This is a genomic window from Novosphingobium album (ex Liu et al. 2023) (genome assembly GCF_029076845.1).
GTDB lineage: Bacteria > Pseudomonadota > Alphaproteobacteria > Sphingomonadales > Sphingomonadaceae > Novosphingobium.
This window is the reverse complement of sequence record NZ_JARESE010000050.1, coordinates 1-26,336: the sequence shown is the minus strand read 5'-3', so window position 1 is coordinate 26,336 and position 26,336 is coordinate 1. Positions and strand designations below refer to the sequence as shown.

25 protein-coding genes are annotated in these 26,336 nt (G+C 67.6%); 9 read left to right on the top strand and 16 right to left on the bottom strand.

Annotated features, from left to right (window positions below):
• Positions 1-24 precede the first annotated feature (24 nt).
• On the top strand, positions 25-888 hold the full coding sequence (locus PYV00_RS15150; RefSeq protein ID WP_275229138.1) for a threonine/serine exporter family protein: 864 nt from the start codon (positions 25-27) through the stop codon (positions 886-888).
• Complete coding sequence (locus PYV00_RS15145) at positions 885-1,364, top strand: threonine/serine exporter family protein (protein ID WP_275229137.1); 480 nt, start codon at positions 885-887, stop codon at positions 1,362-1,364. Before PYV00_RS15150 ends, PYV00_RS15145 begins: the two co-directional genes overlap by 4 nt.
• Before the next feature lie 26 nt (positions 1,365-1,390).
• Here PYV00_RS15145 and PYV00_RS15140 read toward each other — a convergent pair whose 3' ends face one another.
• The 4 genes from PYV00_RS15140 to PYV00_RS15125 all read right to left on the bottom strand — a co-directional run bounded on the left by PYV00_RS15140 (position 1,391) and on the right by PYV00_RS15125 (position 4,346).
• A complete protein-coding gene (locus PYV00_RS15140) occupies positions 1,391-1,939 on the bottom strand; it encodes a glutathione peroxidase (protein ID WP_275229136.1) in 549 nt (182 codons plus the stop codon).
• Positions 1,940-2,036: 97 nt separating this feature from the next.
• On the bottom strand, positions 2,037-2,993 hold the full coding sequence (locus tag PYV00_RS15135; protein ID WP_275229135.1) for an NAD-dependent epimerase/dehydratase family protein: 957 nt from the start codon (positions 2,991-2,993) through the stop codon (positions 2,037-2,039).
• Between the two features lie 10 nt (positions 2,994-3,003).
• Positions 3,004-3,639, bottom strand: coding sequence for a CoA transferase subunit B (locus tag PYV00_RS15130; RefSeq protein WP_275229134.1), 636 nt, complete (start codon positions 3,637-3,639; stop codon positions 3,004-3,006).
• Positions 3,639-4,346: a CoA transferase subunit A gene (locus tag PYV00_RS15125; protein ID WP_275229133.1), complete on the bottom strand. Its 708-nt coding sequence runs from the start codon at positions 4,344-4,346 to the stop codon at positions 3,639-3,641. The genes PYV00_RS15130 and PYV00_RS15125 overlap by 1 nt, the downstream gene beginning before the upstream one ends.
• A gap of 187 nt (positions 4,347-4,533) precedes the next feature.
• On the opposite strand from PYV00_RS15125, the gene PYV00_RS15120 reads away from it, so the two are divergent.
• The 4 genes from PYV00_RS15120 to PYV00_RS15105 all read left to right on the top strand — a co-directional run bounded on the left by PYV00_RS15120 (position 4,534) and on the right by PYV00_RS15105 (position 10,473).
• Positions 4,534-5,316, top strand: coding sequence for a universal stress protein (locus PYV00_RS15120; RefSeq protein WP_275229132.1), 783 nt, complete (start codon positions 4,534-4,536; stop codon positions 5,314-5,316).
• Positions 5,317-5,864: 548 nt separating this feature from the next.
• The gene (locus PYV00_RS15115) at positions 5,865-8,180 is read left to right on the top strand and encodes a CDC48 family AAA ATPase (protein WP_275229131.1); all 2,316 of its coding nucleotides are present in this window, start codon (positions 5,865-5,867) and stop codon (positions 8,178-8,180) included.
• A gap of 155 nt (positions 8,181-8,335) precedes the next feature.
• Positions 8,336-9,943: an ABC-F family ATP-binding cassette domain-containing protein gene (locus PYV00_RS15110; protein WP_275229130.1), complete on the top strand. Its 1,608-nt coding sequence runs from the start codon at positions 8,336-8,338 to the stop codon at positions 9,941-9,943.
• Positions 9,944-9,975: 32 nt separating this feature from the next.
• On the top strand, positions 9,976-10,473 hold the full coding sequence (locus PYV00_RS15105; RefSeq protein WP_275229129.1) for a TPM domain-containing protein: 498 nt from the start codon (positions 9,976-9,978) through the stop codon (positions 10,471-10,473).
• Positions 10,474-10,479: 6 nt separating this feature from the next.
• Here PYV00_RS15105 and PYV00_RS15100 read toward each other — a convergent pair whose 3' ends face one another.
• On the bottom strand, positions 10,480-11,592 hold the full coding sequence (locus tag PYV00_RS15100) for a mechanosensitive ion channel family protein (protein WP_275229128.1): 1,113 nt from the start codon (positions 11,590-11,592) through the stop codon (positions 10,480-10,482).
• Between the two features lie 211 nt (positions 11,593-11,803).
• Positions 11,804-14,641, bottom strand: coding sequence for a DNA polymerase I (gene polA, locus PYV00_RS15095; RefSeq protein WP_275229127.1), 2,838 nt, complete (start codon positions 14,639-14,641; stop codon positions 11,804-11,806).
• A 305-nt stretch (positions 14,642-14,946) separates the two neighbouring features.
• Between polA and PYV00_RS15090 the strand changes: the two genes are divergently transcribed.
• A complete protein-coding gene (locus PYV00_RS15090) occupies positions 14,947-15,249 on the top strand; it encodes a hypothetical protein (protein WP_275229126.1) in 303 nt (100 codons plus the stop codon).
• 117 nt (positions 15,250-15,366) lie between these two features.
• On the opposite strand, the gene PYV00_RS15085 is transcribed toward PYV00_RS15090, so the two are convergent.
• The 4 genes from PYV00_RS15085 to PYV00_RS15070 all read right to left on the bottom strand — a co-directional run bounded on the left by PYV00_RS15085 (position 15,367) and on the right by PYV00_RS15070 (position 20,526).
• Positions 15,367-16,311 (bottom strand): serine hydrolase, encoded by a 945-nt coding sequence (locus PYV00_RS15085; protein WP_428981649.1) that lies wholly within the window; start codon positions 16,309-16,311, stop codon positions 15,367-15,369.
• Between the two features lie 704 nt (positions 16,312-17,015).
• Complete coding sequence (gene groL, locus PYV00_RS15080) at positions 17,016-18,659, bottom strand: chaperonin GroEL (protein WP_275229125.1); 1,644 nt, start codon at positions 18,657-18,659, stop codon at positions 17,016-17,018.
• 44 nt (positions 18,660-18,703) lie between these two features.
• Positions 18,704-18,991 carry a co-chaperone GroES gene (gene groES / locus PYV00_RS15075; protein ID WP_275229124.1) on the bottom strand — a complete coding sequence of 96 codons (288 nt, stop codon included), beginning with the start codon at positions 18,989-18,991 and terminating at the stop codon, positions 18,704-18,706.
• A 128-nt stretch (positions 18,992-19,119) separates the two neighbouring features.
• Positions 19,120-20,526 (bottom strand): MATE family efflux transporter, encoded by a 1,407-nt coding sequence (locus tag PYV00_RS15070; RefSeq protein WP_275229123.1) that lies wholly within the window; start codon positions 20,524-20,526, stop codon positions 19,120-19,122.
• 160 nt (positions 20,527-20,686) lie between these two features.
• Here PYV00_RS15070 and PYV00_RS15065 point away from each other — a divergent pair, with 160 nt between their 5' ends.
• Both PYV00_RS15065 and PYV00_RS15060 read left to right on the top strand, forming a co-directional pair.
• Positions 20,687-21,142 (top strand): c-type cytochrome, encoded by a 456-nt coding sequence (locus PYV00_RS15065; protein WP_275229122.1) that lies wholly within the window; start codon positions 20,687-20,689, stop codon positions 21,140-21,142.
• A complete protein-coding gene (locus PYV00_RS15060) occupies positions 21,139-21,567 on the top strand; it encodes a nuclear transport factor 2 family protein (RefSeq protein WP_275229121.1) in 429 nt (142 codons plus the stop codon). The genes PYV00_RS15065 and PYV00_RS15060 overlap by 4 nt, the downstream gene beginning before the upstream one ends.
• Before the next feature lie 7 nt (positions 21,568-21,574).
• Here PYV00_RS15060 and PYV00_RS15055 read toward each other — a convergent pair whose 3' ends face one another.
• From PYV00_RS15055 to PYV00_RS15030, 6 genes are all read right to left on the bottom strand, one after another.
• A complete protein-coding gene (locus tag PYV00_RS15055; protein ID WP_275229120.1) occupies positions 21,575-22,033 on the bottom strand; it encodes a CYTH domain-containing protein in 459 nt (152 codons plus the stop codon).
• Positions 22,034-22,036: 3 nt separating this feature from the next.
• Positions 22,037-22,954, bottom strand: coding sequence for a CHAD domain-containing protein (locus PYV00_RS15050; protein ID WP_275229119.1), 918 nt, complete (start codon positions 22,952-22,954; stop codon positions 22,037-22,039).
• Positions 22,955-23,128: 174 nt separating this feature from the next.
• Positions 23,129-23,689: a hypothetical protein gene (locus PYV00_RS15045; RefSeq protein WP_275229118.1), complete on the bottom strand. Its 561-nt coding sequence runs from the start codon at positions 23,687-23,689 to the stop codon at positions 23,129-23,131.
• 178 nt (positions 23,690-23,867) lie between these two features.
• Positions 23,868-24,239, bottom strand: coding sequence for a 50S ribosomal protein L7/L12 (rplL, locus tag PYV00_RS15040; RefSeq protein ID WP_275229117.1), 372 nt, complete (start codon positions 24,237-24,239; stop codon positions 23,868-23,870).
• An 85-nt stretch (positions 24,240-24,324) separates the two neighbouring features.
• The gene (rplJ, locus tag PYV00_RS15035; RefSeq protein WP_275229116.1) at positions 24,325-24,840 is read right to left on the bottom strand and encodes a 50S ribosomal protein L10; all 516 of its coding nucleotides are present in this window, start codon (positions 24,838-24,840) and stop codon (positions 24,325-24,327) included.
• Positions 24,841-25,140: 300 nt separating this feature from the next.
• Entirely contained in the window at positions 25,141-26,286 is a 1,146-nt protein-coding gene (locus PYV00_RS15030) for a low temperature requirement protein A (RefSeq protein ID WP_275229115.1), read from the bottom strand.
• Positions 26,287-26,336 lie beyond the last annotated feature (50 nt).

Here is a 26,336-nt window from a genome sequence, read left to right as displayed (position 1 = left end):
CCCCCGGGATAGATTCGCGGCCGAATGTCAGGGGAATCGATCAGGGGAAGCGAACAGGACGATCCGGCGGGCGCCGCCGGGCCGGTTGCCGTCGTCACGCCCTTTCCCGGCGCCTCCGAAGACCTCTATCACGATCTTGAGAAGATCACCGACACCGCCATCGCCTTCGGCCGGGTGCTGATGGAAAGCGGCGCCAGCGTGAAAGTGATCGAGGAAGGCGCCACGCTGGTCGCGCGCGGGCTGGGCGCCCGCCCGATCGGGCTGCGCACCGGCTATGCCTCGCTCACCTTCACGGTTTCGGGCGGCGGCCACCGCGTCACGCGGATGCGCCCGGTGGGCCGGCATGTCGTCAACCACCGGCTTGATCGCGCGGTGCGCCAGCTCGCGCTCGAAGTCGCCGAGCAGGGCGGCGATCATGCCAGCGTGCGCGCCCGGCTGGACAAGCTGGTGGAGCAGACCCCGCGCTATTCGCCCTGGCTGGTGGCCGTGGGCACCGGCGCGGCCTGCGCCGCCTTTGGCCAGTTGCTCGGCATGGACTGGCTGGCGATCGCGCCGGTGCTCGCCGGCGGCACGATCGGGCAATATGCCCGCCACCAGCTCCTGCATCGCGGCATCAACGTCTATGTCATGGCCGCGATCGTCGCGTTCCTTTCGGCGACGCTGGGCGGGTTGGGCGCGCTGGCGGTCGGCTCGTCCACGGTCACGCTGGCGACTGTCGCCTCGACCCTGCTGCTGGTCCCCGGCGTGCCGGCAACCAACGCGCAGACCGATATCATGGACGGCTTTCCCACGGTGGGCAGCGCCCGCGCGGTGGGCGTGGCCATGCTGATGGTGTTCACCGCCTGCGGCATCTGGTTCGCCGAGACGCTGATACGGAGCCTGTCGTGATCGCCGGGCTGATCGCGGCCGCGCCCCACGTGGCGCATCAGGCCCTGTTCGGCGCGATCGCGGCGGTGGGCTTCGGCGTGCTGTTCAACATCGGGCCGGGCAACCTGGTGCGCTGCGCGCTGCTGGGCGCGGTGGCGCTGAGCGTGCGGACCATGGGCCAGAACGCGGGCTGGAGCCTGGAGGCCGCCACGTTCGTGGCCGCGCTGACCACGGCCTGCGCGGTCTATCTGGGCGGGCCGCAGCGCGGGCAGGCGCCCAACGCGCTGTCGATCGCCGGCTGCATCGCCATGGTGCCGGGCGCCTTCTTCATCAACGCGCTGCTCGGCTTCCTGTCGCTCACTTCGCTGCCGCCCGAGGAAGCGAGCCTGACCATCGCGACATCGCTGACCGCGCTGCTGCGCGTGATCTTCACGCTGGGCGCGATGGGCGCCGGCCTGACCATCCCGGCCCAACTGGCGCGCCATCGCGGCTTCTGAGGTGGGGCTTCAAAGGCCGGACTGGCCTATTTCGCCAGCTCGGCCTCGATCGCGCCGATCAGCTCGGGCGCGCCCGGTTCCATGGCGGGGGCGAAGCGCGCCGCGACCGTGCCATCGCGGGCGATGAGGAACTTCTCGAAGTTCCACAGCACTTCGGGATCGTCGTTGGGCGTCATGCCATAGCCGCGGAAGCGTTCCTTCATGCCTTCGACATCGCCCTGCTTGGTCGGCACCGCCCCGGTCAGCGCGGCATAGAGCGGCTGCTTGGCCTCGCCCGTCACATCGGCCTTGGCGAAAAGCGGGAAGGAGACGCCGTAGTTGACCGAGCAGAACTCGACGATCTCCTCGTGCGTGCCCGGCTCCTGCGCGCCGAAGTCGTTGGCCGGAAAGCCCAGCACTTCGAAGCCCTTGTCCTGGTAGTCGCGGTAAAGCTTTTCCAGCCCTTCGTACTGCGGCGTCAGGCCGCATTTCGAGGCGACGTTCACCACCAGCAGCACCTTGCCCGCGTGATTGGCGAGGCTATCGGTGCTGCCGTCGATGCGGGTGAGCGGAATCGCGGCGATATCGGTGCTCATTGTGACTTCTCCCATGGGCTAACTTCGCCGCTGCTTATGCGGCGCGCCGATGCCCCCCGCAAGGCCGGGCGTGCCGGCCCGGCGGATGGGAGGCGGATCAGGGCGCGCCAAGCGTGACGGGCGAGATCCAGTCGGGATCGTGCGCAAAGGGCAGTTCCGCGTTCTCGCGCAAGGCGGCCAGCACCGCCGCGAAATCGGTGTGCGCTCGCCAGCCGAGCAGGCGCTCGGCCTTGGCCGGATCGTAGACCCGCTCGATCGTTTCGGGCAGCACCCAGCCCCGGCTCTGGTAAAGCGCGGCCGCATCGGGAAAATGCCGGGCGATGACGGCGCGCGCATCCGTGGCCAGTTGGCACGCCTCCTCGCGCGCGAACGGCGGCGGGGCGGAGATCACGAACGTCTCGCACCCTTCGATCCGCGCCAGCGCGGCCAGATGCGCGCGCGCCGCATCGGTCGCGGTGAGGCGCCGGTTGAGGAATTCGTTGGCTTTCAGGTTGGGCCCGGACGGGACCGCCAGGGTATCGTCATCCTCGGGAAAGAACCGGCCGGTGCGCAGGATCGCCACGGCCATGCAGCTATCGCCCGCGACCACGCGGCACAAGTGCTCGGCCGCAAGCTTGCTGACGCCATAGATGTTGCGCGGGGCGAGCGGGCCGAAACCCTCGTCCATCCACCACGCGCCCGCCGTGCCCGCGCCTTGGCGCACATCGGCGCGGACCATCAGCGAGGTGGTGGAAGTGAAGACGAAGCGGCGATGCCCGGCCCCGGCCGCCGCTTCCAGCAGGTTGAGCGTGCCGGTGACGTTGGTGTCGATAAAAGCCTGCCGGGGATAGCGCGCGATATCGGGCTTGTGCAGCGCGCCGGCGTGCACGATCGCCTCGATCCCGTGGCGCCGCACCGTAGCGAACACCAGATCGCGGTCCGCCACCGAACCCATGATCGTGGTGGCCACGCCCGGCGCCACGTCCAGCCCGGTCACGCCGTGCCCCTCGGCCGCGAGCAGCGGCGCGAGGTGCCGGCCGAGCCAGCCCGACGAGCCGGTCAGCAGAACGCGCATGGCGCCGGTCTCAGCTCTGGTAATGCCCCGTGGTCTTGGCGGCCACTTCCTCGGCGGTGACGCCCGGCGCCAGTTCGACCAGCCGGAACGGAGAGGAATGGTCCGGCCGCTGGAACACGGCGAGGTCGGTGACGATCATGTCGACCACGTTCCTGCCGGTGAGCGGCAAGGTGCAGACCGGGATGAACTTGGGATCGCCGTTCTTGCTGGTATGCTCCATCACCACGATGATCTTCTTCACGCCGGCGACCAGGTCCATCGCCCCGCCCATGCCCTTGATCATCTTGCCGGGGATCATCCAGTTGGCGATGTCGCCATTCTCGGCCACTTCCATCGCGCCCAGCACGGCAAGATCGATATGTCCGCCCCGGATCATGGCAAAGCTGGTCGCGCTGTCGAAATAGGCCGAATGCGGCAATTCGCTGACGGTCTGCTTGCCCGCGTTGATCAGGTCGGGATCGACTTCGTCGGGATAGGGGAACGGGCCGATGCCCAGCATTCCGTTTTCCGACTGGAGCGTCACGGTCATGCCCTCGGGCACGTGGTTCGCCACCAGCGTGGGGATGCCGATACCCAGATTGACATAGAACCCGTCGCGCAGCTCGCGCGCGGCGCGGGCGGCCATTTCATCGCGTGTCCAGGGCATCAGGCGGCCTCCCTTTCGCGGGTCGTGACGAATTCGATCTTCTTGTCGTAAGGCGCGCCCACGATCAGGCGCTGGACGAAAACGCCCGGCAAGTGGATGCAATCGGCATCCAGGCTGCCGGTGGGGACGATCTCCTCCACTTCCACCACGCAGACCTTGCCGCAAGTGGCGGCCGGCACGTTGAAATTGCGCGCGGTCTTGCGGAACACGACATTGCCCGTCTCGTCCGCCTTCCACGCCTTGACCAGCGAGAGATCGGCGAAGATGCCGCGTTCGAGGATGAATTCCTCGCCATCGAAGACTTTCACTTCCTTGCCCTCGGCCACTTGCGTGCCCACGCCGGTGCGGGTGTAGAAGCCGGGAATGCCCGCACCACCCGCGCGCATCCGCTCCGCCAGCGTGCCTTGCGGGCAGAATTCCACTTCCAGCTCGCCCGAAAGGTATTGCCGCTCGAACTCCTTGTTCTCGCCGACATAGGAGGAGATCATCTTTTTGACCTGCCGCGTGCGCAGCAGCTTGCCGATGCCCTCGTTATCGATGCCGGCGTTGTTCGAGGCGAAAGTCAGGTTCTTGACCCCGCTGTCGCGCACCGCGTCAAGCAGGCGCTCGGGAATGCCGCACAGGCCGAAGCCACCGGCCGCGATCAGCAGGCCGTCCCGCAGCAGGCCGTCGAGCGCCGCGGCGGCATCGGGATATAATTTGTTCATTGACGGGTCCTTCGTTCGGGTTGCCGGGGCAGGCTCGGTTCCCATTGCACTGCAACGACAGGCGGAGCGATAGCCCAAGGCAGGCCTTGTGGTCCAGTTGGGTTACTCATTTGCGAATTGATCGCGATCATGGCAGGCCCGCCCGAAGAGAATACGGTACCCCCCAACGCTGAAGAGGAGGCTGAAGATGCGCTCGATACTGGTCAATGCCGACAACCACCCGGAACTGGACACGCGGATCGATACCGCGCTGGCACTGGCACGGAGCGTCGGCGGGCATGTCACCGTGCTGATCGACACGCCGATCTCGCGCTATATCGCCATGGACCCGATGGGCGGCAGCTATGTCGTGTCCGAGGCGCTGGAGCAGGCCTGCGCCGAGGATGACGCGCGCGCCGCCGAAGTCGAAGCGCGGCTGGCGCGCGACGACGTGCCGTTCGACGTGATTCGCAGCGAGGCCGAGCCGGTCGAGGCGCTGGCCCGCGCGGCGCGGCTGGCCGATCTGGTCGTGATCTCGCGGTCGAGCGGGATCGCCGGCGAACTGGCGCTGTCCACCCGCACCCCGGTGCTGGCGCTGACCGACGGCAAGCCGCTTGCGGTTCCGCCGCGCAGTGTCTGCATCGGCTGGGACGGCGGCGACGAATCCGCCCTGGCACTGCGCAGCGCGGTGCCGTTGCTGGCCAGCGCCAGTGCGGTGCGGCTGCTGACCGTGGCGGAAAAGGCCGGCGGCTTCCCGGCGACCGAGGCGTTGCGCTATCTCTCGCGCCACGGCATCCATGCCGAGCTGGAAGAGCTGCAACGGCGCGGATCGACCGAGGAAACCTTGGCCGTCGCCGTCACCAGGCACGATGCCGACCTGTTGGTGATGGGCGCTTACGGCAAGAGCCGCGTGCGCGAATTCCTGTTCGGCGGCGTCACCGCCTATTTCACCGCCGAAAAGGGCGGGCCGGCACTGCTGCTGGCACACTGATTCGACGCGCGGACCCATCCCGGACCGGCAAAATGCCGCCCGCCGGGACGGGTCCGCGCCGATCGGCCTCCGCGCCGCGCGGGCCTTATCCCAAACCGTTGAGGCCACTGGCATTTGTCGCAACGCAGCAAGGCTGCGCCGCGATGATTGCGCATTTCGGCAATCGGCCGGCTCGTGATTTTCGCCGGGGCGATGTTACAGAAGATTTCACATTATTTTCAATGCGATAAACCTGAACGCATATTCAATTGCATAGTTTGCAACCGTAAATAGTCATTTCGCACTTGCACAAAACCGGGATCAGGGTCATACAGAAACTGCCTTTCAGGCATCCTCTCCCAAAACTTCCAGGGCCCGGTCGTTCGCGATCGGGCCTTTTTTCTTGGTTTTCCGGGAACATCGTTCCCGTCGCCGGAACGCGCCCTGGCCCCGTGCCATGCCCGGCGCATGATTCGAAACCGCCCGGTTTGAAAACCACCGTCCCAGTCCCTAGCTCTCCCATGCACCAACGGAACTCGCGATGGGGCCGTAAGACGGGAAGGACGCGCATGGCGGACGCTGCAATCGAAGTGGAAGACCGGACAATCAAGCTGCAGGTCGCGGCCGCCCGGCAGGAAGAAAGCGGCCACGGCATCGCGCGCCTTGCCAGGGCCTCGCTCTCGGCGATCGGGGCGATGGAAGGCGATGTGCTGGAAATCACCGGCAAGCGCCCGACCGTGGCCCGCGCCATGCTGGCTTACCCGGAAGACGAGGAGTTGCAGGTGATCCGGCTGGATGGCCTGCAGCGCGGCAACGCCGAGACCGGATCGGGCGAGCATGTGAAGGTGCGCAAGGCCGAATCGCGCCCCGCGCAGCGCGTGGTCTTCGCCCCGGCGCATCGCGAGATGCGCCTGCAAGGCCCGGCGATCGCGCTGAAGCGCAACTTCTTCGGCCGGCCGATGGTGCAGGGCGATCTCGTCGCCACCACCGGCCAGCAGCAGGTCGCGGACTTGCCGCCGCAGCTGCGGCGCATGTTCAACGCGCCGGCCTATGCGCTCACCCAGATCCGGCTCAACGTGGTCTCGACCACGCCCAAGGGCATCGTCCATATCGACGAGCATACCGAGATCGAACTGCGCGAGGTCTTCGAGGAAGCGCACGCGACGCGCGGCGACGTCAACTATGACGATGTCGGCGGCATGGGCGATACCATCCGCCAATTGCGCGAGATGGTCGAACTGCCGCTGCGCTATCCCGAGCTGTTCACCCGCCTGGGCGTCGATCCCCCCAAGGGCGTGCTGCTGCACGGCCCGCCGGGCACCGGCAAGACGCGGCTGGCGCAAGCGGTCGCCACCGAAAGCGACGCCAACTTCTTCACCATCAATGGCCCCGAGATCATGGGATCGGGCTATGGCGATAGCGAGAAGGCACTGCGCGAGGTGTTCGACGAGGCGGCCAAGGCCGCGCCTTCGATCATCTTCATCGACGAGATCGATTCGATCGCGCCCAAGCGCACGCAAGTCCACGGCGAGGCGGAAAAGCGCCTTGTCGCCCAGTTGCTGACGCTGATGGACGGGCTGAACGCGCGCGCCAACGTCGTCGTCATCGCCGCCACCAATCGCCCCGACGCGATCGACGAGGCGCTGCGCCGCCCCGGCCGCTTCGACCGCGAGATCGTGATCGGCGTGCCCGACGAGACGGGCCGGCGCGAGATCCTGGCGATCCACACGCGCGGAATGCCGCTGGCCGAAGGCGTCGACCTGAAGGAACTCGCCCGCACCACGCATGGCTTCGTCGGCGCCGACATTGCCGCGCTGACGCGCGAGGCGGCGATCGAGGCAGTGCGCCGGATCATGCCCAGGCTCGATCTGGAAGCGCGCACTATCCCGGTCGAAGTGCTTGAGACGCTCTCGGTCGAACGTGAGGACTTCGTCGCCGCGCTCAAGCGCGTGCAGCCTTCGGCGATGCGCGAAGTCATGGTGCAGGTGCCGAACATCGGCTGGGACGACATCGGCGGGCTCGACGATGCCGCACTCAAGCTCAAGGAAGGCATCGAGCTGCCGCTGAAGAACCCGGAGAGCTTCCACCGGCTCGGCATCCGGCCGGCCAAGGGCTTCCTGCTCTACGGTCCGCCGGGCACCGGCAAGACGCTGCTGGCCAAGGCGGTGGCCAAGGAGGCGGAGGCGAACTTCATCTCGATCAAGTCGTCCGACCTGCTGTCGAAATGGTACGGCGAGAGCGAGCAGCAGATCGCCCGGCTCTTCGCCCGCGCCCGTCAGGTCGCGCCATGCGTGATCTTCATCGACGAGATCGACAGCCTGGTGCCCGCGCGCGGCACTGGCGGATCGGTGGGCGAACCGCAAGTGACGGCACGCGTGGTCAACACCATCCTGGCCGAGATGGACGGCATGGAGGAACTGCAATCGGTGGTGCTGATCGGCGCGACCAATCGCCCCGCGCTGGTCGATCCCGCGCTGCTGCGCCCCGGCCGCTTCGACGAGCTGGTCTATGTCGGCACGCCCGATCAGACCGGCCGCGAGCACATCCTGGGCATCCACACCGCGAAAATGCCGCTGGCCGAGGACGTCTCGCTTGCCGATATCGCCGCGCGCACCGAGCGCTTCACCGGCGCCGATCTGGAAGACGTGGTCCGCCGCGCCGGCCTGATCGCGATCCGCAAGCAAGGTGCCGGAGTCGATGTGGTCCGCCGCGAGGACTTCGAGGATGCGCTGGAGGATTCGCGCGCGACCGTGACCGAGGAAATGGAGACCGAATACGCCAAGATGAAAGGCGAGCTGAAAAAGCGCGCCATGGAAGTGGCGCCGATCGGCTTCATCGTCCCCGGCATGTTGGAACCCACGCGCGAACGCAAGCACGGGGAATAGCCGGCCAGCCCTTCGGCGTTCCGACCCGAAAATCGCCGCCCCCTTGCCAGCCGAGGGGGCGGCGCCTACGTTACGGCTTCCCGAGCGAAGGACTGGAACCGTGAACATCTAAGCACATAGCACAGTTTCGTTTCCGCTATCTGCCCGGTGTTCCCATGACATTCCTGACGCTTGACGGCGTGGCCTGCGCGGCCCCCGATGGTTCTCCGCTTTTTTCCGGCCTCACCTTTTCGCTGGGCCGCGAGGCCGTCGGCCTGGTCGGCCGCAACGGCGCGGGCAAATCGACGCTGCTGCGCGCCATCGCCGGCGAAGTGCCGGTATCCGCCGGCACGATCGCGCGCACCGGCTCGGTCGGTATGCTGGCCCAGCTTCCGCCCGGCGAGCAGGCCACCATCGCTGACGCGCTGGCGATTGCCGAACCGCTCGCGCGGCTTGATCGCATCACCGCCGGAAACGCGGGTGAGGAGGACTTCGCCCTCGCCGACTGGTCGCTGCCCGCCCGGCTGGAACAGGCGGCGGCGGGCGCGGGGCTATCGCTGGCCGATCCCGGCCGCCCCATCGCCTCGCTCAGCGGCGGCGAGCGCACCCGGCTGATGCTGGCCGCGCTGCTGCTGGGCGAACCCGATGTCCTGCTGCTGGACGAGCCGACCAACAATCTGGACCGCGCGGGCCGCGAGGCGGTGGCCCAATTGCTGGCCGGCTGGAACGGCGGCGCGATCGTCGCCAGCCATGACCGCGCGCTGCTTGGCGGAATGGACGCGATCATCGAGCTGACCGGTGCCGGCGTCCACATGGTCGGCGGCGGGTGGGATCTGTTCGAGCGGCACCGCGCGGCCGAACGCGCGCGGGCGCACGAAGCGCTGGCGCGCGGCGAAACCGCGCTGCGGCAAGCCAGGCGCGAACGCCAGCACGAGGCGGAAAAGCAGGCGCGGCGCGACAGCCGGGGCCGCAGGCAGGCCGCGGGCGGCAGCGAGCCGCGCATCGTCCTGGGCGCGCGCGAACGGCGCGCGCAGGAAACCGCCGCGCGCCTCGCCAAGACCGGCGGCGAACGGATCGAGCAGGCCAATGAGGCGTTCGAAGCGGCGCGACGGCACGTCGAAGTGCTGGCACCGATCCGCATCGCGCTGCCTTCGTGCGGCCTGCCTTCGGGCCATGGGCTGGTGGAGGCTACCGGGCTTGTCGCCGAGGCAGGGGGAAAGCGCCTGTTCGGCCCGCTGGACCTGACGATCCGGGGCCCGCGCCGCATCGCGCTGACCGGCCCCAACGGTTCGGGCAAGACCAGCCTGATCCGCATCCTGACGGGCGAGCGCGAACCCGCCCGGGGCACGATCCGGCGCGATGCCGCGCGGATCGCCCTGCTCGACCAGGAGAGCGCGCTGATCGGCCGCACGGGCACGCTGATCGAGGCGATGCGCCGGCTCAATCCGGGAATGGCCGAGCAGGCGGCCCATGCCGCGCTGGCCGCCTTCGGCTTTCGCAACGCGTGGGCCGCGCGCGAAGTGGCGACGCTATCGGGCGGCGAGCGCGTGCGGCTGGCGCTGGCCTGCCTGTTCAGCCGCGCGCAACCGCCGCAACTGCTGATCCTGGACGAGCCGACCAACCACCTCGACATCGCCTCGGTGGAAATGCTGGAAACCGCGCTGCGATCCTATGACGGCGCCCTGCTCTGCGTCAGCCACGACGCCGCGTTTCGCGAGGCGCTGGGCCTGACGAGCACGATCCGGCTGGGCGATCCGCCGGGCAAGGCAGCCGGCGGGGATTGACGGGGGCCGCACCTCGGCCCAGCCTTCACGCCATGAAGCGATCGGCGGCCATCCTCGCCCTTGGCCTGCTGGCCTGCGTGCCAGCGCTGGGCGGCTGCAAGCAGGCGCGCGAGGAGCCTCGACCCGCTATCGCGCTGGCGGGCCGCGTGACCGACGCGGCCGATCTCCTCACGCCGACGCAGGAAAGCCAGCTATCGCAAACTCTCGCCGCGTTCGAGGAGCGGACCCGGCACCAGATGGTCGTCGTGACGGTCAGGAGCCTGGGTGGACAGGACATTGCGGTGTTCACCCGCGATCTCGCCAATGCCTGGGGCATCGGCCGTCGCGATGACGATGACGGAATCGTCGTGCTGGTCGCCCCCGGCGAGCGCAAGGCGCGGATCGCGGTCGGCTATGGGCTGGAACAGGCCCTGCCCCATGCGTCGTGCCAGCAGATCCTGGATAACGACATGATCCCCCGCTTCCGCCAGCAGGACTATTTCGGCGGGATCGAGGCGGGAACGCACGCGTTGATCGCACGCTTTCCATGAACCCGGTCAGCCGGGACCCACGGCACTTGGGTTCACGCCCCCAGCCGCTTCCACCGGCGTGATCGCCTGGGTGCGACGACGCGTCAGCGCCTCGGGCTGGTTGCGCCTGATCCAGTCGAGCATCGATTCGCGAATCTCGCAGCGCAAGTCGAACAGCGTCGGGCCATCCTTGGCGCTCATCAGCAGGCGCACCTCGATCGAATCGTCGCTCGTATCGGTCACTTGCAGCGTCTGCGCGCGCTGGTCCCAGAGCCGGTGAGCCGTGATCTGGCGGGTATATTCGGCGCGGATCGGCGCGATGTCGGTGGCATGGTCGAGATAAAGCATCACCGTGCCGAGCAGTTGCGAGGTGGTCTTGGTCCAGTTCTGGAAGGTGTCCTCCAGAAAGCGATTGGACGGCACCACCAGCCGGCGTTCATCCCACAGGCGCACCACCACGTAGGTCGTGCGGATATCCTCGATCCGGCCCCACTCGCCATCGAGGATCACCACGTCGTCGATCGAGATCGGCTCGGTCAGCGCCATCTGGAAGCCGGCGATCAGCGCCTTGAGCGCGGGCTGCGCCGCCGCGCCGACCGCCAGCGCGGCAAGGCCGGCCGATGCCATCAGCGTCACGCCGATCTCGCGCACGCCGGGGATCGAGAACAGCATCAGCGCGATCGTCAGGAAAACGATCACGAAGGTGCCGATCCGGCTGAAGATCGCCAGCCGCGTGCGCCGCCGCCGCGCGTTGCGGTTGTCGGCCACGGTAATGTCGTTCTTCAGCACCATCGCCTCGACGAAGGCGTGCAGCACCGCGATCGCGATCCAGCCGGCCAGCAGCGGCATGACGAAGCCCGCGACGCGCTCCCACGCCAGCGCCAGCGCCGGGGTCTCGCGCGCGGCCAGCACCACGCCGAGCGCGACGAAGGCATAGCGCGAAGGCCGGACCAGCCGCTTGACAATGATGTCGTCGGTCTCGCTCCGGCTCGACCGGGCGATGCGCTGGAGCACGCGGAACAGCACGGCGTGGACGGCAAGAGCCAGCACCATGCCGACGCCCGCGGCGATCAGCGCGACGAGGAGTTGCCCGGCCCAGAACGGAAGATCGGCAGTCAGCGGCTCGATAAGGTCGATCATCGGTTCAAGGTATGCTGCGGCGCGGCAGAATCAACCGCGCGGATACCGCGTTCGTCCCGGCAAGTGCCCGGACGCCCACTTTCGCGGGATTGTGGCACCGGGCCACGCCTCCACCCGGCCTTCCGGGCAGTATGCTTGATGGGAGGTCGGGTGGGGGCGTGGGCCGGTGCCGCAACAAAATGCGCTCTTTCGCGCATTTCGCGACCAGCTCTCAGTGCGCCGCGCCCCAGCTCAGGCCCGAGCCGATCTCGACGCCGAGGGGCACGTCGAGCCGGACCGCCGGCAGCGCCGCTTCGGCCATGATGCGCTCGATCACCGGGGACGCGGCGGCGACATCGCCTTCGGGCAGTTCGAACACCAGTTCGTCGTGCACTTGCAGCAGCATCCGCACATGGCCGAGCCCGGCCTCGGCCAGCGCCGGGTCCATGCGCGCCATCGCCCGCTTGATGATATCGGCGCTGGTGCCCTGGATCGGCGCGTTGATCGCGGCGCGTTCGGAGCCCTGCCGTTCGTGCTGGGTCTTCGAATGGATGCGCGGAAACCACGTCTTGCGGCCGAACAGCGTTTCGGAATAGCCGCGCTCACGCACGGTTTCGAGCGTCGAGACGATATAGCGCTGGATGCCGGGGAAGCGATCGAAATAGCGGTCGATCATCGCCTGCGCCTCGTCTGCTTCCACCCCCAGCCGGCCCGCCAGGCCCCAGCGCGAAATGCCGTAGAGGATGGCGAAGTTGATCGTCTTGGCCCGCCCGCGCGTGTCGCGATCGACATGACCGAACATCTCCATCGCGGTGCGCGCGTGGATATCCTCGCCATTGGCGAAAGCCTGCTTCAGCGGGGGGACGTCGGCCATGTGCGCGGCCAGCCGCAGCTCGATCTGGCTATAGTCGGCCGAAAGCAGGACATGGCCCGGCTCGGCGACGAAGCAGTCGCGGATCTGGCGGCCGATCTCGGTGCGGATCGGGATGTTCTGCAGGTTGGGATCGGTGGAGGACAAGCGCCCGGTCTGCGCGCCGACCAGCGAATAGCTGGTGTGGACACGCCCGGTCAGCGGGTTGATCGCGGCCTGCAACGCCTCGGTATAGGTGGAGCGCAGCTTGGTGAGCTGGCGCCATTCGAGCACTTTGGTGGCGACTTCGGCGCCTTGCGCGGCCAGTCCTTCGAGGATGGCCTGATCGGTCGAATACTGGCCGCTCTTGCCCTTGCGTCCGCCCTTGTAGCCCAGCTTGTCGAACAGAATGTCGCCCAGCTGCTTGGGGCTGCCGATGGTGAATTCCTGCCCGGCCATGGCGTGGATCTCGCTTTCCAGCGCGGCCATCGCCTCGGCGAACTGACCGGAAAGATGCGCCAGCCGATCGCGATCGACCTTGATGCCGTTGCGCTCCATCCGCGCGACCACCGGGATCAGCGGCCGGTCGACCCTTTCATAGATGCGCGTGCCGCCTTCGTCCGGCAGGCGCGGGCGCAGCAGCGCGTGGAGCCGCCAGGTGACGTCCGCATCCTCGGCGGCATAGCGCGTCGCGCGGTCGAGCGGGACTTCGCCGAAGGGAATCGCCTTCTTGCCAGTGCCGCAGATATCCTTGAACGCCAGCGGCTTGTGCTCAAGGTGACGCTCCGACAGTTCGTCCATGCCATGGCCGCCGCCAATCCCGTCGACCGAGCGGCCGGCATCGAGGCAGAACGAGACGATCATCGTGTCGTCGACCGGCGCCACCGCGATGCCGTGGCGCGCGAGCACGTTGATGTCATACTTGATGTTCTGCCCCACCTTGAGCACGGCATCGCTTTCCAGCAGCGGCTTCAGCCGCGCCAGCGCATCGGCCAGCGGCACCTGCTCGGGCTTTTCGGCGAACATGTCCGATCCGCCGTGGCCCAGCGGGATATAGCAGGCCTGGTTGGGGCCCAACGCCAGGCTCACCCCGCACAGGTCCGCCCGCATCGCGTCGAGCGCCGAAGTCTCGGTATCGACCGCGACCAGCCGCGCGGTGAAAGCGCGCTCGATCCAGCGATCGAGCGCGTCGAGAGTCTGCACGCATTCGTACGCCTCGTAATCGAGCGCGGGCATTTCGGGCAGCGGCTGGCGAGCGGCCCCTTCGGCGGGGCCGGCACCGGCCGTCACCGGCCTGGCCGGATGCAGCCGGGTCGCCGCCGCCGGGCTGCCCGCGCCGATATCGAGGCGCTTGAGCAGGCTGGTGAAGCCGTGCCGGGCCAGGAACGCGGCCAGCGGATCGGGCGGGATCGCGCCCAGCCTGAAATCGTCGATCGGGATCGGCAGCGCGCAATCTTCCTTGAGCGTGACCAGCACTTTCGACAGCCGCGCCATGTCGGCCTGCTCGATCAGCCGTTCCTGCAGCTTGGATTTCTTCATTTCCGGCGCGGCCGCCAGCGCCGATTCGAGATCGCCATAGTCCTGGATCAGCTTCGATGCGGTCTTGGGCCCGACGCCAAACACGCCCGGCACATTGTCCACCGAATCGCCCATCAGCGCGAGCACGTCGCCCACCTTTTCGGGCGGCACGCCGAATTTCTCGATCACGTCGGGAACATGGAGGCGCTGGTTCTTCATCGTATCCAGCATGTCGATCTCGCCCTCGCCGGGGGTCTGGCCGACAAGCTGCATCAGATCCTTGTCCGACGAGACGATCGTCACGTCCCAGCCGCGCGCGGCGGCGGCGCGGGCATAGGATGCGATCAGGTCATCCGCCTCGAACCCCTCCTCCTCGATACAGGGGAGCGAGAAGGCGCGGGTGGCATCGCGAATCAGCGGGAATTGCGGCACCAGGTCTTCGGGCGGCGGCGGGCGATTGGCCTTGTAGTGCTCGTAGATCGCGTTGCGGAACGAGATCGCGCCCTTGTCGAGAATCACCGCCAGATGGGTGGGCCCGTCGGCCTTGTTGAGATCCTCGGCCAGTTTCCACAGCATCGTCGTATAGCCATAGACCGCGCCGACCGGCGTGCCTTCCGGGTCGGTCAGCGGCGGCAGGCGATGATAGGCGCGGAAGATATAGGCCGAACCATCGACCAGGTAGAGATGCTGCTTGGGCTCCATATGCCTGCCGTAGCAGTGCCCGCGCGGGCCGTCAGCCCGCAAGTGAGGCGCGCGCGGTGCGCCTCGCGGCGGCGCACAGAAGGAAAAATGTCATCGATGGCGGGGTCGGACATATCTTTGCCACAGTTTGGCTCTAATTGCTTCCCAGAAGCCCGGATTTTGGCTTTATTGGCCTTGCAGTGCGACAAGCGCTTGCATCAATGCGACAAGGCGACTATTTCCTGCGGCGAAGTCTATCCAGGAGGTAGGCTTTTGGTCCGGCTTGTGCCGTACCTGGTTAAACGCTGTTCAAGGATTGCCAAAACATGCGCAAGATCGTTCTCGCCGCCGCCGTCGCCGTTGGTGCACTGTCGCTCGGCGCTTGCTCGAAGGCCGACGATTCGGCCGAAATCACCGACGCTGCCTCGGACGCGGTTGACGCCGCCACCGACGCCGCCGCCGATGCTTCGGAAGCCGCTGGCGATGCCGCCGATGCCGCCAAGGCCGCCGGCGCGGAAGCCGCCGACGCCGCTGCCGGCGCCGCGAGCGATGCCGCCGACGCTGCTGGCGACGCTGCCGACGCCGCCAAGAGCGCCGCGAAGGAAGCCGAAGCTGCCCTCAAGCAGTAATTCGCAGCTTCAGCACAAGAATTCAGAAAGGGCGCGTCCGGGCAACCGGCGCGCCCTTTTCGTTGGGCGGGCCGGGTTTCGCGCCGCCCGAACCGATGGGCGACGGCAAACAGCGCCTCAGCGCGAGGCGGTGCGGCGCAGGCTCGATCCCTCGACCTGATAGCCATCGTAGATGGCGCGGGCGATGCTGGCGATGCGCGCTTCGCGATTGACCCGCGTGCCTTGCCCGGTGACGTAGATCGCCACGGCATAGGCATGGCCATCGGGCGTCTCGATGATGCCGACATCGCTGGAGGTGTTGTAGAGCGAGCCCGTCTTGTGCGCGACTTGCGCGGTTTCGGGCAGCATCGCCGGGATGCGGCGCTTGCCGGTGACGCAGCGGCTCATCGCCCCCATCAGCACCGAACGGCTCTGCGGGCTCAGCCACTTGCCCTGGTAGATGCCGGTGAGCAGCTGGACCATGGCGTAAGGCGTCGCGCTGTCGCGCGTATCGACCACCGAAGCGGGATCAATCGCGCCGTCATCGCGCACCAGGGTGGCGATGTCGCGGTCGATCTGCCAATCGGAAATGCCGGCGCGGCGCACCCATTCGTTCACCGCGCGCGGCCCGCCGACCACCTTGAGCAAGGCATCGGTGGCGTAGTTGTTGCTGCGCGTCAGCATCAGTTCGATCAGGTCGGTCGCGCTCAGGTACTGGCCTTCACGCACCGGGGCGACCGCCGTCGAGAACGGGGCGGACTTGACCGGGATCATCAGCGGGAATTCGCTGGTCAGGCTCCAGCGGCCCTTGTCGACGCCTTCGAGGAATGTCGCGGCGATGGCGATCTTGCTGGTGCTGGCCATGGGGAAACGCTGGTCGCCCAGCACGTCGATCGAGCGGCCGCTGGCCAGATCGACCGCGGCCACGCCGATGCGTCCTTTCGAGGCTTCCGCCAGGCTCGCCAGCCGCGCCTCGAACGGCGAGGCATAGACTCGCGGTCCGCGCGTATCGGTGCCGAACGTCTGGTCGAACGCGCTTTCGAAATTGGCCGCGCTATCCGCGAGGGCGGGCGCCATCGGCATGAGCGTGGCCGCGCCGGCCGCCGCGAGGCCGAAGATACGATTCCAGACGTGCCATTTGCCTGCGAGTGCCATGCAGGTACCACCCTAATTTAATCCACCTTGAGCAATGCTTAACCGCGCCGCGCGTCCTGACCAGTCCCGGCTCGACGAAACGGCGCTGAATTGCGGCGATTGCCACAGGCGGGACACAATTTCATCCAGGGAAATATCCTACGGGGCACTCCTTAACCAAACCATAGCGGACGAGGCGGCGCGCCCGGCCTTCCGTGAGCCGCGTGGGGCGCGAAACAGGCGATCCTGTCGGAAGCGCGATCGAGCGAGCGCGCGCGGTTCGCGCGGCGCCATGGATGCTGAAACAGGTTCGGCATGATGAGGTGGAACGACGGCCAGGCGGCTCATCGGGAGGTTTTGCTTACTACGCTCACCAACCATACGGGTGCCGATGGGAAGAGCGCGGTATCGCTTGCAAGCAAAATGGCGAGTGCAGACGGGAGCCAGATCCTCCCCTGGTAGGGGAGGTGGCAGCGCGTATGTTCCCGCTGGCGTTGATACCCCTCCACCACCGCTGCGCGGCGGTTCCCCGCCCCCTGCCGGGGGAGGATACTGCGGCCCGCGTGGCCGGGCTAGCCAGCGACAGATCGCCAAAGGAAAAGGGCCGGAGGAATGCTCCCCCGGCCCCTGATTTTCCCTGCGTGGACGAGGACTTAGAAGCCCATGTCGCCCATGCCACCCATCCCGCCGGGCATGGCCGGCATGGCGGGCTTGTCGTCGGGCTTCTCGCTGATCGCCGCTTCGGTGGTGATCAGCAGGCCGGCGACCGAAGCCGCGTCCTGCAGCGCCGTGCGCACAACCTTGGTCGGGTCGATGACACCGGCCGCGACGAGGTTCTCGTACACGTCGGTGGCGGCGTTGAAGCCCATCGTCTCGTCGTTCTCGCGCAGCAGGTTGCCCGAGACCACCGCGCCGTCATGGCCCGCGTTCTGAGCGATCTGGCGCACCGGGGCCTGGATCGCCTTGCGGACGATGTCGATGCCACGGGTCTGGTCGTCGTTGGCACCCTTGAAGCCTTCCAGCACCTTGGTGGCATAGAGCAGCGCGGTGCCGCCGCCGGGGACGATGCCTTCCTCGACCGCGGCGCGAGTCGCATGCAGCGCGTCGTCGACGCGATCCTTGCGCTCCTTGACTTCGACTTCCGAAGCGCCGCCGACCTTGATGACCGCAACGCCGCCAGCCAGCTTGGCCAAACGTTCCTGCAGCTTCTCGCGGTCATAGTCCGAAGTGGTGACTTCGATCTGCGAACGGATCTGCTCGACCCGCGCCTTGATATCCTCGGCCGAACCCGCGCCATCGACGATGGTGGTGTTGTCCTTGTCGATGGTGACGCGCTTGGCCTGGCCGAGCATCCCGATGGTGACGTTCTCGAGCTTGATGCCGAGGTCTTCCGAGATCATCTCGCCAGCGGTCAGCGTGGCGATGTCGCCCAGCATGGCCTTGCGGCGATCGCCGAAGCCCGGCGCCTTGACGGCCGCGACCTTCAGGCCGCCGCGCAGCTTGTTGACGACGAGCGTGGCCAGAGCCTCACCCTCGATATCCTCGGCGATGATGAGGAGCGGACGGCCCGACTGCACCACGGCCTCAAGGATCGGCAGCATCGACTGCAGGTTCGAGAGCTTCTTTTCGTGGATCAGGATGTAGGGGCTGTCGAGCTCGACCGTCATCTTGTCAGGATTGGTGACGAAGTAGGGCGAGAGATAACCGCGATCGAACTGCATGCCCTCGACCACGTCGAGTTCGAATTCGAGGCCCTTGGCCTCCTCGACGGTGATGACGCCTTCCTTGCCGACCTTTTCCATGGCCTCGGCGATCTTCTCGCCGACTTCACGGTCACCATTGGCCGAGATGATGCCGACCTGGGCGATTTCCTGCGAACCCGAAACCGGCTTCGAGCGCGCCTTGAGATCCTCGACCACCTTGGTCACGGCCAGATCGATGCCGCGCTTCAGGTCCATCGGGTTCATGCCGGCGGCGACCGAGGTCATGCCTTCGCGCACGATGGCCTGGGCCAGCACGGTGGCGGTGGTGGTGCCGTCACCGGCCAGGTCGTTGGTCTTCGAGGCCACTTCGCGCAGCATCTGCGCACCCATGTTCTCGAACTTGTCCTTGAGCTCGATCTCCTTGGCGACGGTGACGCCGTCCTTGGTGATGCGCGGGGCGCCGAAGCTCTTGTCGATCACGACGTTGCGGCCCTTGGGGCCGAGCGTGACCTTCACCGCGTTGGCCAGCGTATCGACACCGGCGAGAATGCGCTCACGCGCGTCGCGCGAAAAGCGTACGTCCTTGGCTGCCATTGGTAATTCCTCTCAGATAACGGGGTTGGTGAAAACGACCAGGCTCAGGCGATGACGCCGAGGATGTCGCTTTCCTTCATAATGAGCAGGTCTTCGCCATCGACCTTGACTTCAGTGCCGGACCACTTGCCGAACAGCACGCGATCACCCACCTTCACGTCGAGCGGCGTCACCTTGCCGTCGTCGGCGCGGGCGCCATTGCCGGCAGCGACGATTTCACCCTCGGCGGGCTTTTCCTTGGCGCTGTCGGGGATAATGATGCCGCCGGCCGTCTTCTCTTCGGCTTCGACGCGGCGCACGAGAACACGATCGTGCAGCGGACGGAAACTCATGGGATACTCCCTCATCCAATGAACATAACTGCTTTGGCACTCCCTGCATGAGAGTGCCAGCGAGCCGCCATATGGTTCGCCCTTGAGGGGTCGTCAAGCGCTGTTAAGGGAAAAAACCGCCAGCCGGCTCAGGATCGGGACGCTCCGAAACGGACCTGCGGGGCCGGCAGCAGACCGAACCGCTCCCGCCAGTGCCAGCGCAGCAGCAGCAGCACCGCCGCGACCGAAAGCCCCACGGCCAGCCCGATCCACACGCCCACGCCCGCCAGCGGCGTGACAAGGCCGAGCGCGGCGGCGGTGGCGAAACCCGCCAGCCAGTAGCTGACCACGGCGATGACCATCGGCACGCGCGTATCCTGCACGCCGCGCAGCACGCCGGCGGCCACCGCCTGCGTGCCGTCCACCAGCTGGAACGCGGCGGCCACCGCCAGGTACTGGAGCGCGAAGCCCATCATCACCGCGTTGGTCGCCGCGTGCACATCGACATAGGCGGACAGGATCAGCCGGGGCCACAGCACCATGGCGCTGGCCGAAACGCAGGCGAAGGCGAAGCCGAAAACCAGCGCGGCCCAGCCGGCCCGGCCGATCGCGCCGCCATCGCCCGCGCCATAGTGATAGCCCACGCGGATCGTCGCGGCCTGGCCGATGCCGAACGGCACCTGGAAGAACAGCGCGGCCACCTGCAACGCGATAGTATGCGCGGCAAGCTGCGCCTCGCCGATCAGGCCCATGAGGAACGCGGCGCCGCTGAACAGCCCACCCTCGGCGATCAGCGTCAGCGCTATCGGCAGGCCGATGCCCAGGATCTGGCGCAGGCGCGACCATTCGGGCCGCCACCAGCGCCCGAAGATGCGGTAGCGCCGCAAGCGCCGGTCGGCCCCGATCGCCAGCACATAGGCCGCGACCATCGAGCAGGTGGTGATCAGGCTAGAAATCGCCGATCCGGCAAGGCCCAGCGCCGGCGCGCCGAGATTGCCGAAGACGAAGGCGTAATTGCCCGTGGCATTGACCAGGATCGCCATGGCGGTGATCGCGGTGGCGAAGACCGGCCGGCCCAGCGCAGACACGAACGTGCGCAGGACATTGGCGACGATCATCGGAATCAGGCTGAGCGAAAGCACCGCCAGGAAGCCCCCGGCCAGCCGGGCAAGATCCGCCTCCTGCCCGGTCGCCAGCATGATCGGCTCGCCGAACAGGCACAGGCCGATGCCCGCGCCGCCCAGCAGCACCGCCAGCCACAGCGCCATGCGCACCGACCGGCGCACCTCGCGCACCGCATTCCACCGCCGCCCCACTTCGGCCGCGATCAGCGGGGCGACCGCGCCGGTGATGCCGTTGCAGCCCATGATCAGCAGCGCGAACAGCGCGACCGCCAGGCTGGCGGCGGCCAGCGCGTGCTGCCCCAGCCGCGCGACGAACATCACGTCCACCGCGAAGACCGCCATCTGCAGGATATTGGCAAGCGCCAGCGGCGCCGCCAGCCGGGCGGTCTCGCCGAGTTCGGCGCGGAAGGTCAGGGTCGGACGATGGGCCATGTCGCCGGCGGCGGTATGCGCTCGCCGCGCGGAGCGAAAGCCCTTTTGATTCCGCCCGCTTCCGCCGTCCCGGCGATTTGCCGCCGTCACGCGCCCGGCACATGCCGGCTTGACCCGCGCCGCGCGTTGCATATCGCTGGCGCCGATCAAGGAGAGCTTCATGACCGTCAGCCGATTCCTCGCCGCCGCCACCCCGCTTGCCTTGCTGTGCGCCTGCAGCGGCAATGCCGGCGAGAGCCCGGCGGCGGCCGCCAGCGAAAGCGCCGATCCCGTCCCCGGCCCCGCGCCCGCGGCCGGCGAAGCGACGGCGGCACCGTCGCAAGCCGCCGGCCCGCCGGCCGCGTTCTTCCAGTGCGCCTCGTGCCACTCGGTCGAGCCCGGCCGCAACGGCATCGGCCCGACGCTGTTCGGCATCGTCGGCAGCAAGGCGGGCGAAGTGCCCGGCTATGCCTTCAGCGAACCGCTCGCCAGGTCCGGCATCGTCTGGGACCGCGCGACGCTCGACCAGTGGCTGCAAGGGCCGATGAAGATGGTGCCCGGCACCAAGATGGTGATCTCGGTGCCCAATCCCGAAGCGCGCAAGGCGGTGATCGACTATCTTGAGACGCTGAAATGACCGATGCCCAGGTTCGCGCGCTCGCCGTGATCGAGCAGCGCCTGGCCGCCTGCACGCAGGCCGGCGACGCGCGCAAGGCCGATGCCTATGCCGAATGCTTCACCGAAGACGGCGTGCTCCAGCTCGACGCGGCGATCGCCGGGCGCGAGGCGATCCGCGCCTGGATGCGGGGGCCATCGGTGATCCCCCAGCCGGGCGGCGGCGTGCCCGGCTTCATCAGCCATCACCTTACCACCTGCCGCGTCGAATTCACGGGCGAGGACAGCGCGAGCGCGCGCACCTACTGGCTGGTGACAAGCGCGGCCGGGCTCGATCACAACGGCTATTACGTCGATGCCCTGCGCCGGGTGGGCGATGCATGGCTGATCGCGCATCGCCGCCCCCGAACCTTGTGGATCAGCACGGCAAGCGTGCTCCGCCGCTGAAGCGCGGCTATGCCGTGCGCGCGAGCGTGGCGTTGTAATAGCGCGGATCGCCCGTCACTTCCGCGCCCAGCCAATCGGGCATGGCGAATGCCTGGTCCGGGCTGGCCAGCTCGATCTCGGCCAGGCACAGGCCCTGGTGCGTGCCTGCGAACACGTCGATCTCCCAGCGCAGGCCCGCGTCCGCCGGGATGGTGAAGCGCCGCTTTTCCAGGCAGCCGCCCGTGCGCAGGGCGATCAGTTCCTCCGCGTCGGCCAGCGGGATGGGATATTCGAATTCGGCGCGCGAAAGGCCCGGCGCGGCGGACTTGATCGTTAGCACCGCCCGCGCGCCATCGCAGATGCGCACGCGGATCTCGGCGGGGCCGCCGCTGGCGAGATAGGCCTGGCGGATGCGCTGGCCTTCGCCCGCCGCGCGCCGCCATGCATCCCCGGCGACGAGAAACTTGCGCTCGATCTCGCGGGCCATGGCTCAGGCCGCCTCGGCGGGGGCCCTGGCGGCGGACCGCCAGACCTTCCACAGCGCGCCGAAATGATCGCCAAGCTGCTCGGGCGACTGGGCGAGCAGGCGGCCGGCCAGAGGCCACGCCTTCGCCTCAAGCTCGGCTTGCCGCCGGCGCGCCAGGCCGATCGCGGCCACAACATCGCCGGGGCGGCCATAAGCCAGCGGGTCCGTGTCCAGCCTGTGCGCGAACACCGACAAGTCGTGGTGATCGCCCAGCAGTTCCGAAAGCGATAGCGCCGCATCCTGGCGCACCACCAGCATCGGCCGCCACAGCCCTTCCAGCAGCAGGCAGTGGCTCCAGTGGTATTTCACATGCTTGCGCAATTCGTGAAACGCCTCGTCATGCGGGTTCGCGCGCGCGGCGGCGGCGGCCTTGCGGGCCTGGCGATAGGTCTTTTCCAGCCCGCCCGACACCGCCGCCCAGCCATCATCGTCCAGCCGCCAGGCCGCCGCCCGCTCACGCGCCTCCAGCAGCCGCGCCCGCACTTGCGGCAAGGCCCGCTCCGAGCCATCATCCGCCAGCTCGCCCTTGCGTTGCAAGGTGAACCGGCGCCGGATCGAGCCGAGCGCCCGGCGATCGACCTCCGCGTGGAAATGCTCCACCAGCGCGTCATAGGTATCCTGCATCACCCTGGCGTCGCGCGCGGCCGAAATCAGCCCGGCGATATCGCGGAAAGCCGCGTTTTCGCGAGCGTAGCCGGGAAAGGAGGGGCGCACCAGACGCACCAGCCCCCGCAACTTCTTGCAGCGCTTGCGCACATCGTGAACCACATCGCCATCATCCTGCCCGTCGACCGCCGCCAGCGCCGCATCGATCTGCTCGCACGCGATGCGGCGCACGGCCGATTGCACGGTGCCGTCCTTGCCCTTGACCCGAAATGCCATGCGCCGGTCCTAGCTGCCCCAACGGCCGTGGCCAGCATCATGGCACGGATGTCATTAAAGTGTAATATTTGTCGGAGGAGGATACCGCAGCCCGCGTGACCGGGCTTGCAATCGCCACGAAAAAGGGGCGGCCCCAACGTGGGACCGCCCCCTCATTCTGCGCGGGGATGCGCGTCAGGTCTTCTGGCCAGACATGGCCCGTACCGAGCCAGAAGCTTCAACTTTGGCGGGGATCGCGGCCCCGCCGGGATTTGCCGCGTCGCAACCGTCCGATGCCGCCTGGGTCATCTTCGGCGCCGCGCCCGAGCCATCGGAATTGTAGGACACGGTGCGCGTGCAGCCGCTAGCGTCGGTAGTGGTCGAAACGTAGCTGAAATGCGCGCCCTGGGGCAAGTTGCCGGCCATGACGAGGCCCGGCGCGGCGGCACCGCCAGCCGCGGCCTGCTGGAGCATCGCCTGCGCCTGCTGGTCCATCATCGCGGCAAACTGCTGCATCCGGGCGAAAGCGGCGGGCATCGGCATGAACAGCGGATCGAAATCGGCCAGCGTCATCGCGTCGGCCGGCAGCACCGCGACTTTCGGGGCGATATCGCCGGTGTAACGGACTTGCGCCACCGCGCCGTCGGGCAAGGCGACCTGCGTGGTGTGGCAGCCGGCGGTGGCTGCCTGGGCAACGCCAGCGCCGAGCAGCGCCACGCCAGCGGCGGCCAGCAGATACCTGGAGGAATTTCGCATTGGGGTAACTCCCGTGACTCGGCCCTTTGCAAGTCGAAGGTTACTCCCCGAAGCTGAACCGGAGATTACAGGACGGGGAAAGTTGCCCCTCGCGGCCGTCTCCACCCGGAACGAAAAAAGGGCGGCCCCGCAGGACCGCCCCTTTCCCGTGTTCGTCCGGCAAGAACCGGAAAGAAGATTACTTGAGCTCGACGGTGCCGCCGGCTTCCTCGATCTTCTTCTTGATCTCTTCGGCTTCCGCCTTGTTGATGCCTTCCTTGACGGCCTTCGGGGCACCTTCGACGAGAGCCTTGGCTTCGGCGAGGCCCAGGCCGGTGATGGCGCGGACTTCCTTGATGACCTGGATCTTCTTGCCGCCGTCACCCGTCAGGATGACGTCGAATTCGGTCTTCTCTTCCACCGCGGCGGCGGCTTCGGCCGGGGCGGCGGCCACGGCGACGGCAGCGGCGGCGGAAACGCCCCACGCTTCTTCCAGCGCCTTGGCAAGGTCGGCCGCCTCAAGGACGGTCAGCTGCGACAGTTCTTCAACAAGCTTGGCGATATCGGCCATGATACTTCACTCCTGATCTGTGGTCCCCGCGTCCGCGAACCGGATCGCCGGGGATAAATCGTTTCGAAACGTCTTGGGCTTGCGCTTACGCGGCATCCTTTTCGGCATAGGCGGCAAAGACGCGCGCCAGCTTGGCCGCCGGAGCGGTCGAAAGCTGGGCGATCTTGGTCGCCGGAGCCTGGACGAGGCCGATGAGCTTGGCGCGCAGTTCGTCAAGCGAGGGCATCGAGGCGAGCGCCTTGACACCTTCCGCGTTCAGCACCTGCGTGCCCATCGCGCCGCCGACGATCTCGATCTTGTCGGTCGTCTTGGCGAAGTCGACGACAGCCTTGGCAGCGGCGACGGGGTCGACCGAAGTCGCGATGGCCGTCGGGCCGGTCAGGAAGTCGCCGATACCGGCATAGTCGGTATCCACGATGGCAAGCTTGGCAAGACGGTTCTTCGCAACCTTGTAGGTCGCGCCCGCATCCCGCATCTTCGTGCGCAGGACGGTGGACTGGGCCACCGACATGCCGAGGTTGCGGGTGATGACCACCGCGCCCGCCTCGTTGAAAGTTGCGTTGAGCTGGGCGACCGATTCGGCTTTCTGCGAACGATCCATGCCTTACTCCTTCACATGTGACCGCCGGAGTGCCCAAGGCGCCCCGGACGGCCGGCTACGTTGTCCCATGCCGCGATCACGGCACGGGGCGAGTCCGTCGAAGGGGAAGGAGCCGCGTTCAAGAAACGCGAAAAAGGCACCGCGCAGTTGGGAATGCGTGGGCCGTTGGAATTCCTGTTCCCCGTCTAGGCCGGAAATTAAGCCCCGGCAGATCCCTGGGCACCGACTGTCTCGGACGGATGATCGGCAAGGCGAGCCCTGCCGGTCGGGGCGGGCCAATGGCCGAAACCGGCCGAAGAGTCAAGCGCTCTGGCAGCGTACGTGGCCGCGCACCGGCACCGCCAGCGCGCAGAGCAGGGCCATGGCCGGCAGCGCCGCCTGGCCCAGCCAGGTTCCGGCCGCGAGCACGGCGACCGCGAAAGGCAGCAGCACGTGGCGCCCCGTCCCGATCAGCACCGCGCGATCGCGCACCAGCCAGATCCCGCCGAGATAGGCGGCCAGCGGCACCGCCACCGCCAGATTGCCCAGTTGCTGGCTTGCCGCCGCATGGCCGCGCAGGACATCGACCAGCACGAGGAAGCCCGCACCCACCGCCGCGCCGGCGGCATAGATCACCGAATGCAGGTAGCCCCAGCGGATGGCGCTGCCCAGATCGTCGCTTTCCAACGGCCCTTCCTGCGAGAAATAGAGCCACCACATCGCGAAAGTGATGGTCAGCGCCGAAACCGCCAGCAGCACCAGCCGGGGGAGATCGCCATGCCCCTCGCCGCCCAGCTCGAACGCGGTCGCGCCCGAAAGCAGCACTTCGCCCAGCACGATGATGATGAACAGGCCGTGGCGCTCGATCATGTGCTCGCGGTGCCAGGGGGTGATGCCCTGGCGCTCGGCCACGGCGGGGACCGAAAGCTCCAGCGCCACGCCGATCAGGAACAGCGCGACGACCGCGCCCTGCCCCTCCGGGCGCAGCAGCAGCAAGGCCACGGTCCAGTAGACCTGCGCCAGCGCGATGCCAGCCGCATAGGCCATCGCGGTCTTGCGGTGGGGCGGATCGCTCCTGGCGGTGATCAGCCAGAAGGCCACCATGCCGATGCGCATGACGATATAGCCGATGATCACCAGCGACAGGTCGATCCCTTCGAACATCGCCGGGATGCCGGCGGCCAGCACCAGCGCGCCGCCCATGATCCAGCAGGTGATCAGGCGATAGACCGGCCCGTCGTTGTCATAGGCCGAGGCGAACCAGGTGAAGTTCACCCAGGCCCACCAGGTGGCGAAGAAGGCCAGCGCGAACGTCAGGACGCCCTGGCCCGCGTGGTTGCCGGCAACGGCATGGTGCAGCCCGGCGGCGGCCGAGGCGATGGCGATGACGATGACCAGATCGAACAGCAGCTCCAGCGGGGTGGAGGCGCGGTGCTCCTCATGCGGATCGCGCGTGCGCGGCGACAACTACGATGGCCGGTTGAGCGGCGACTATGATGGCCGGTAGGATCGGTTGT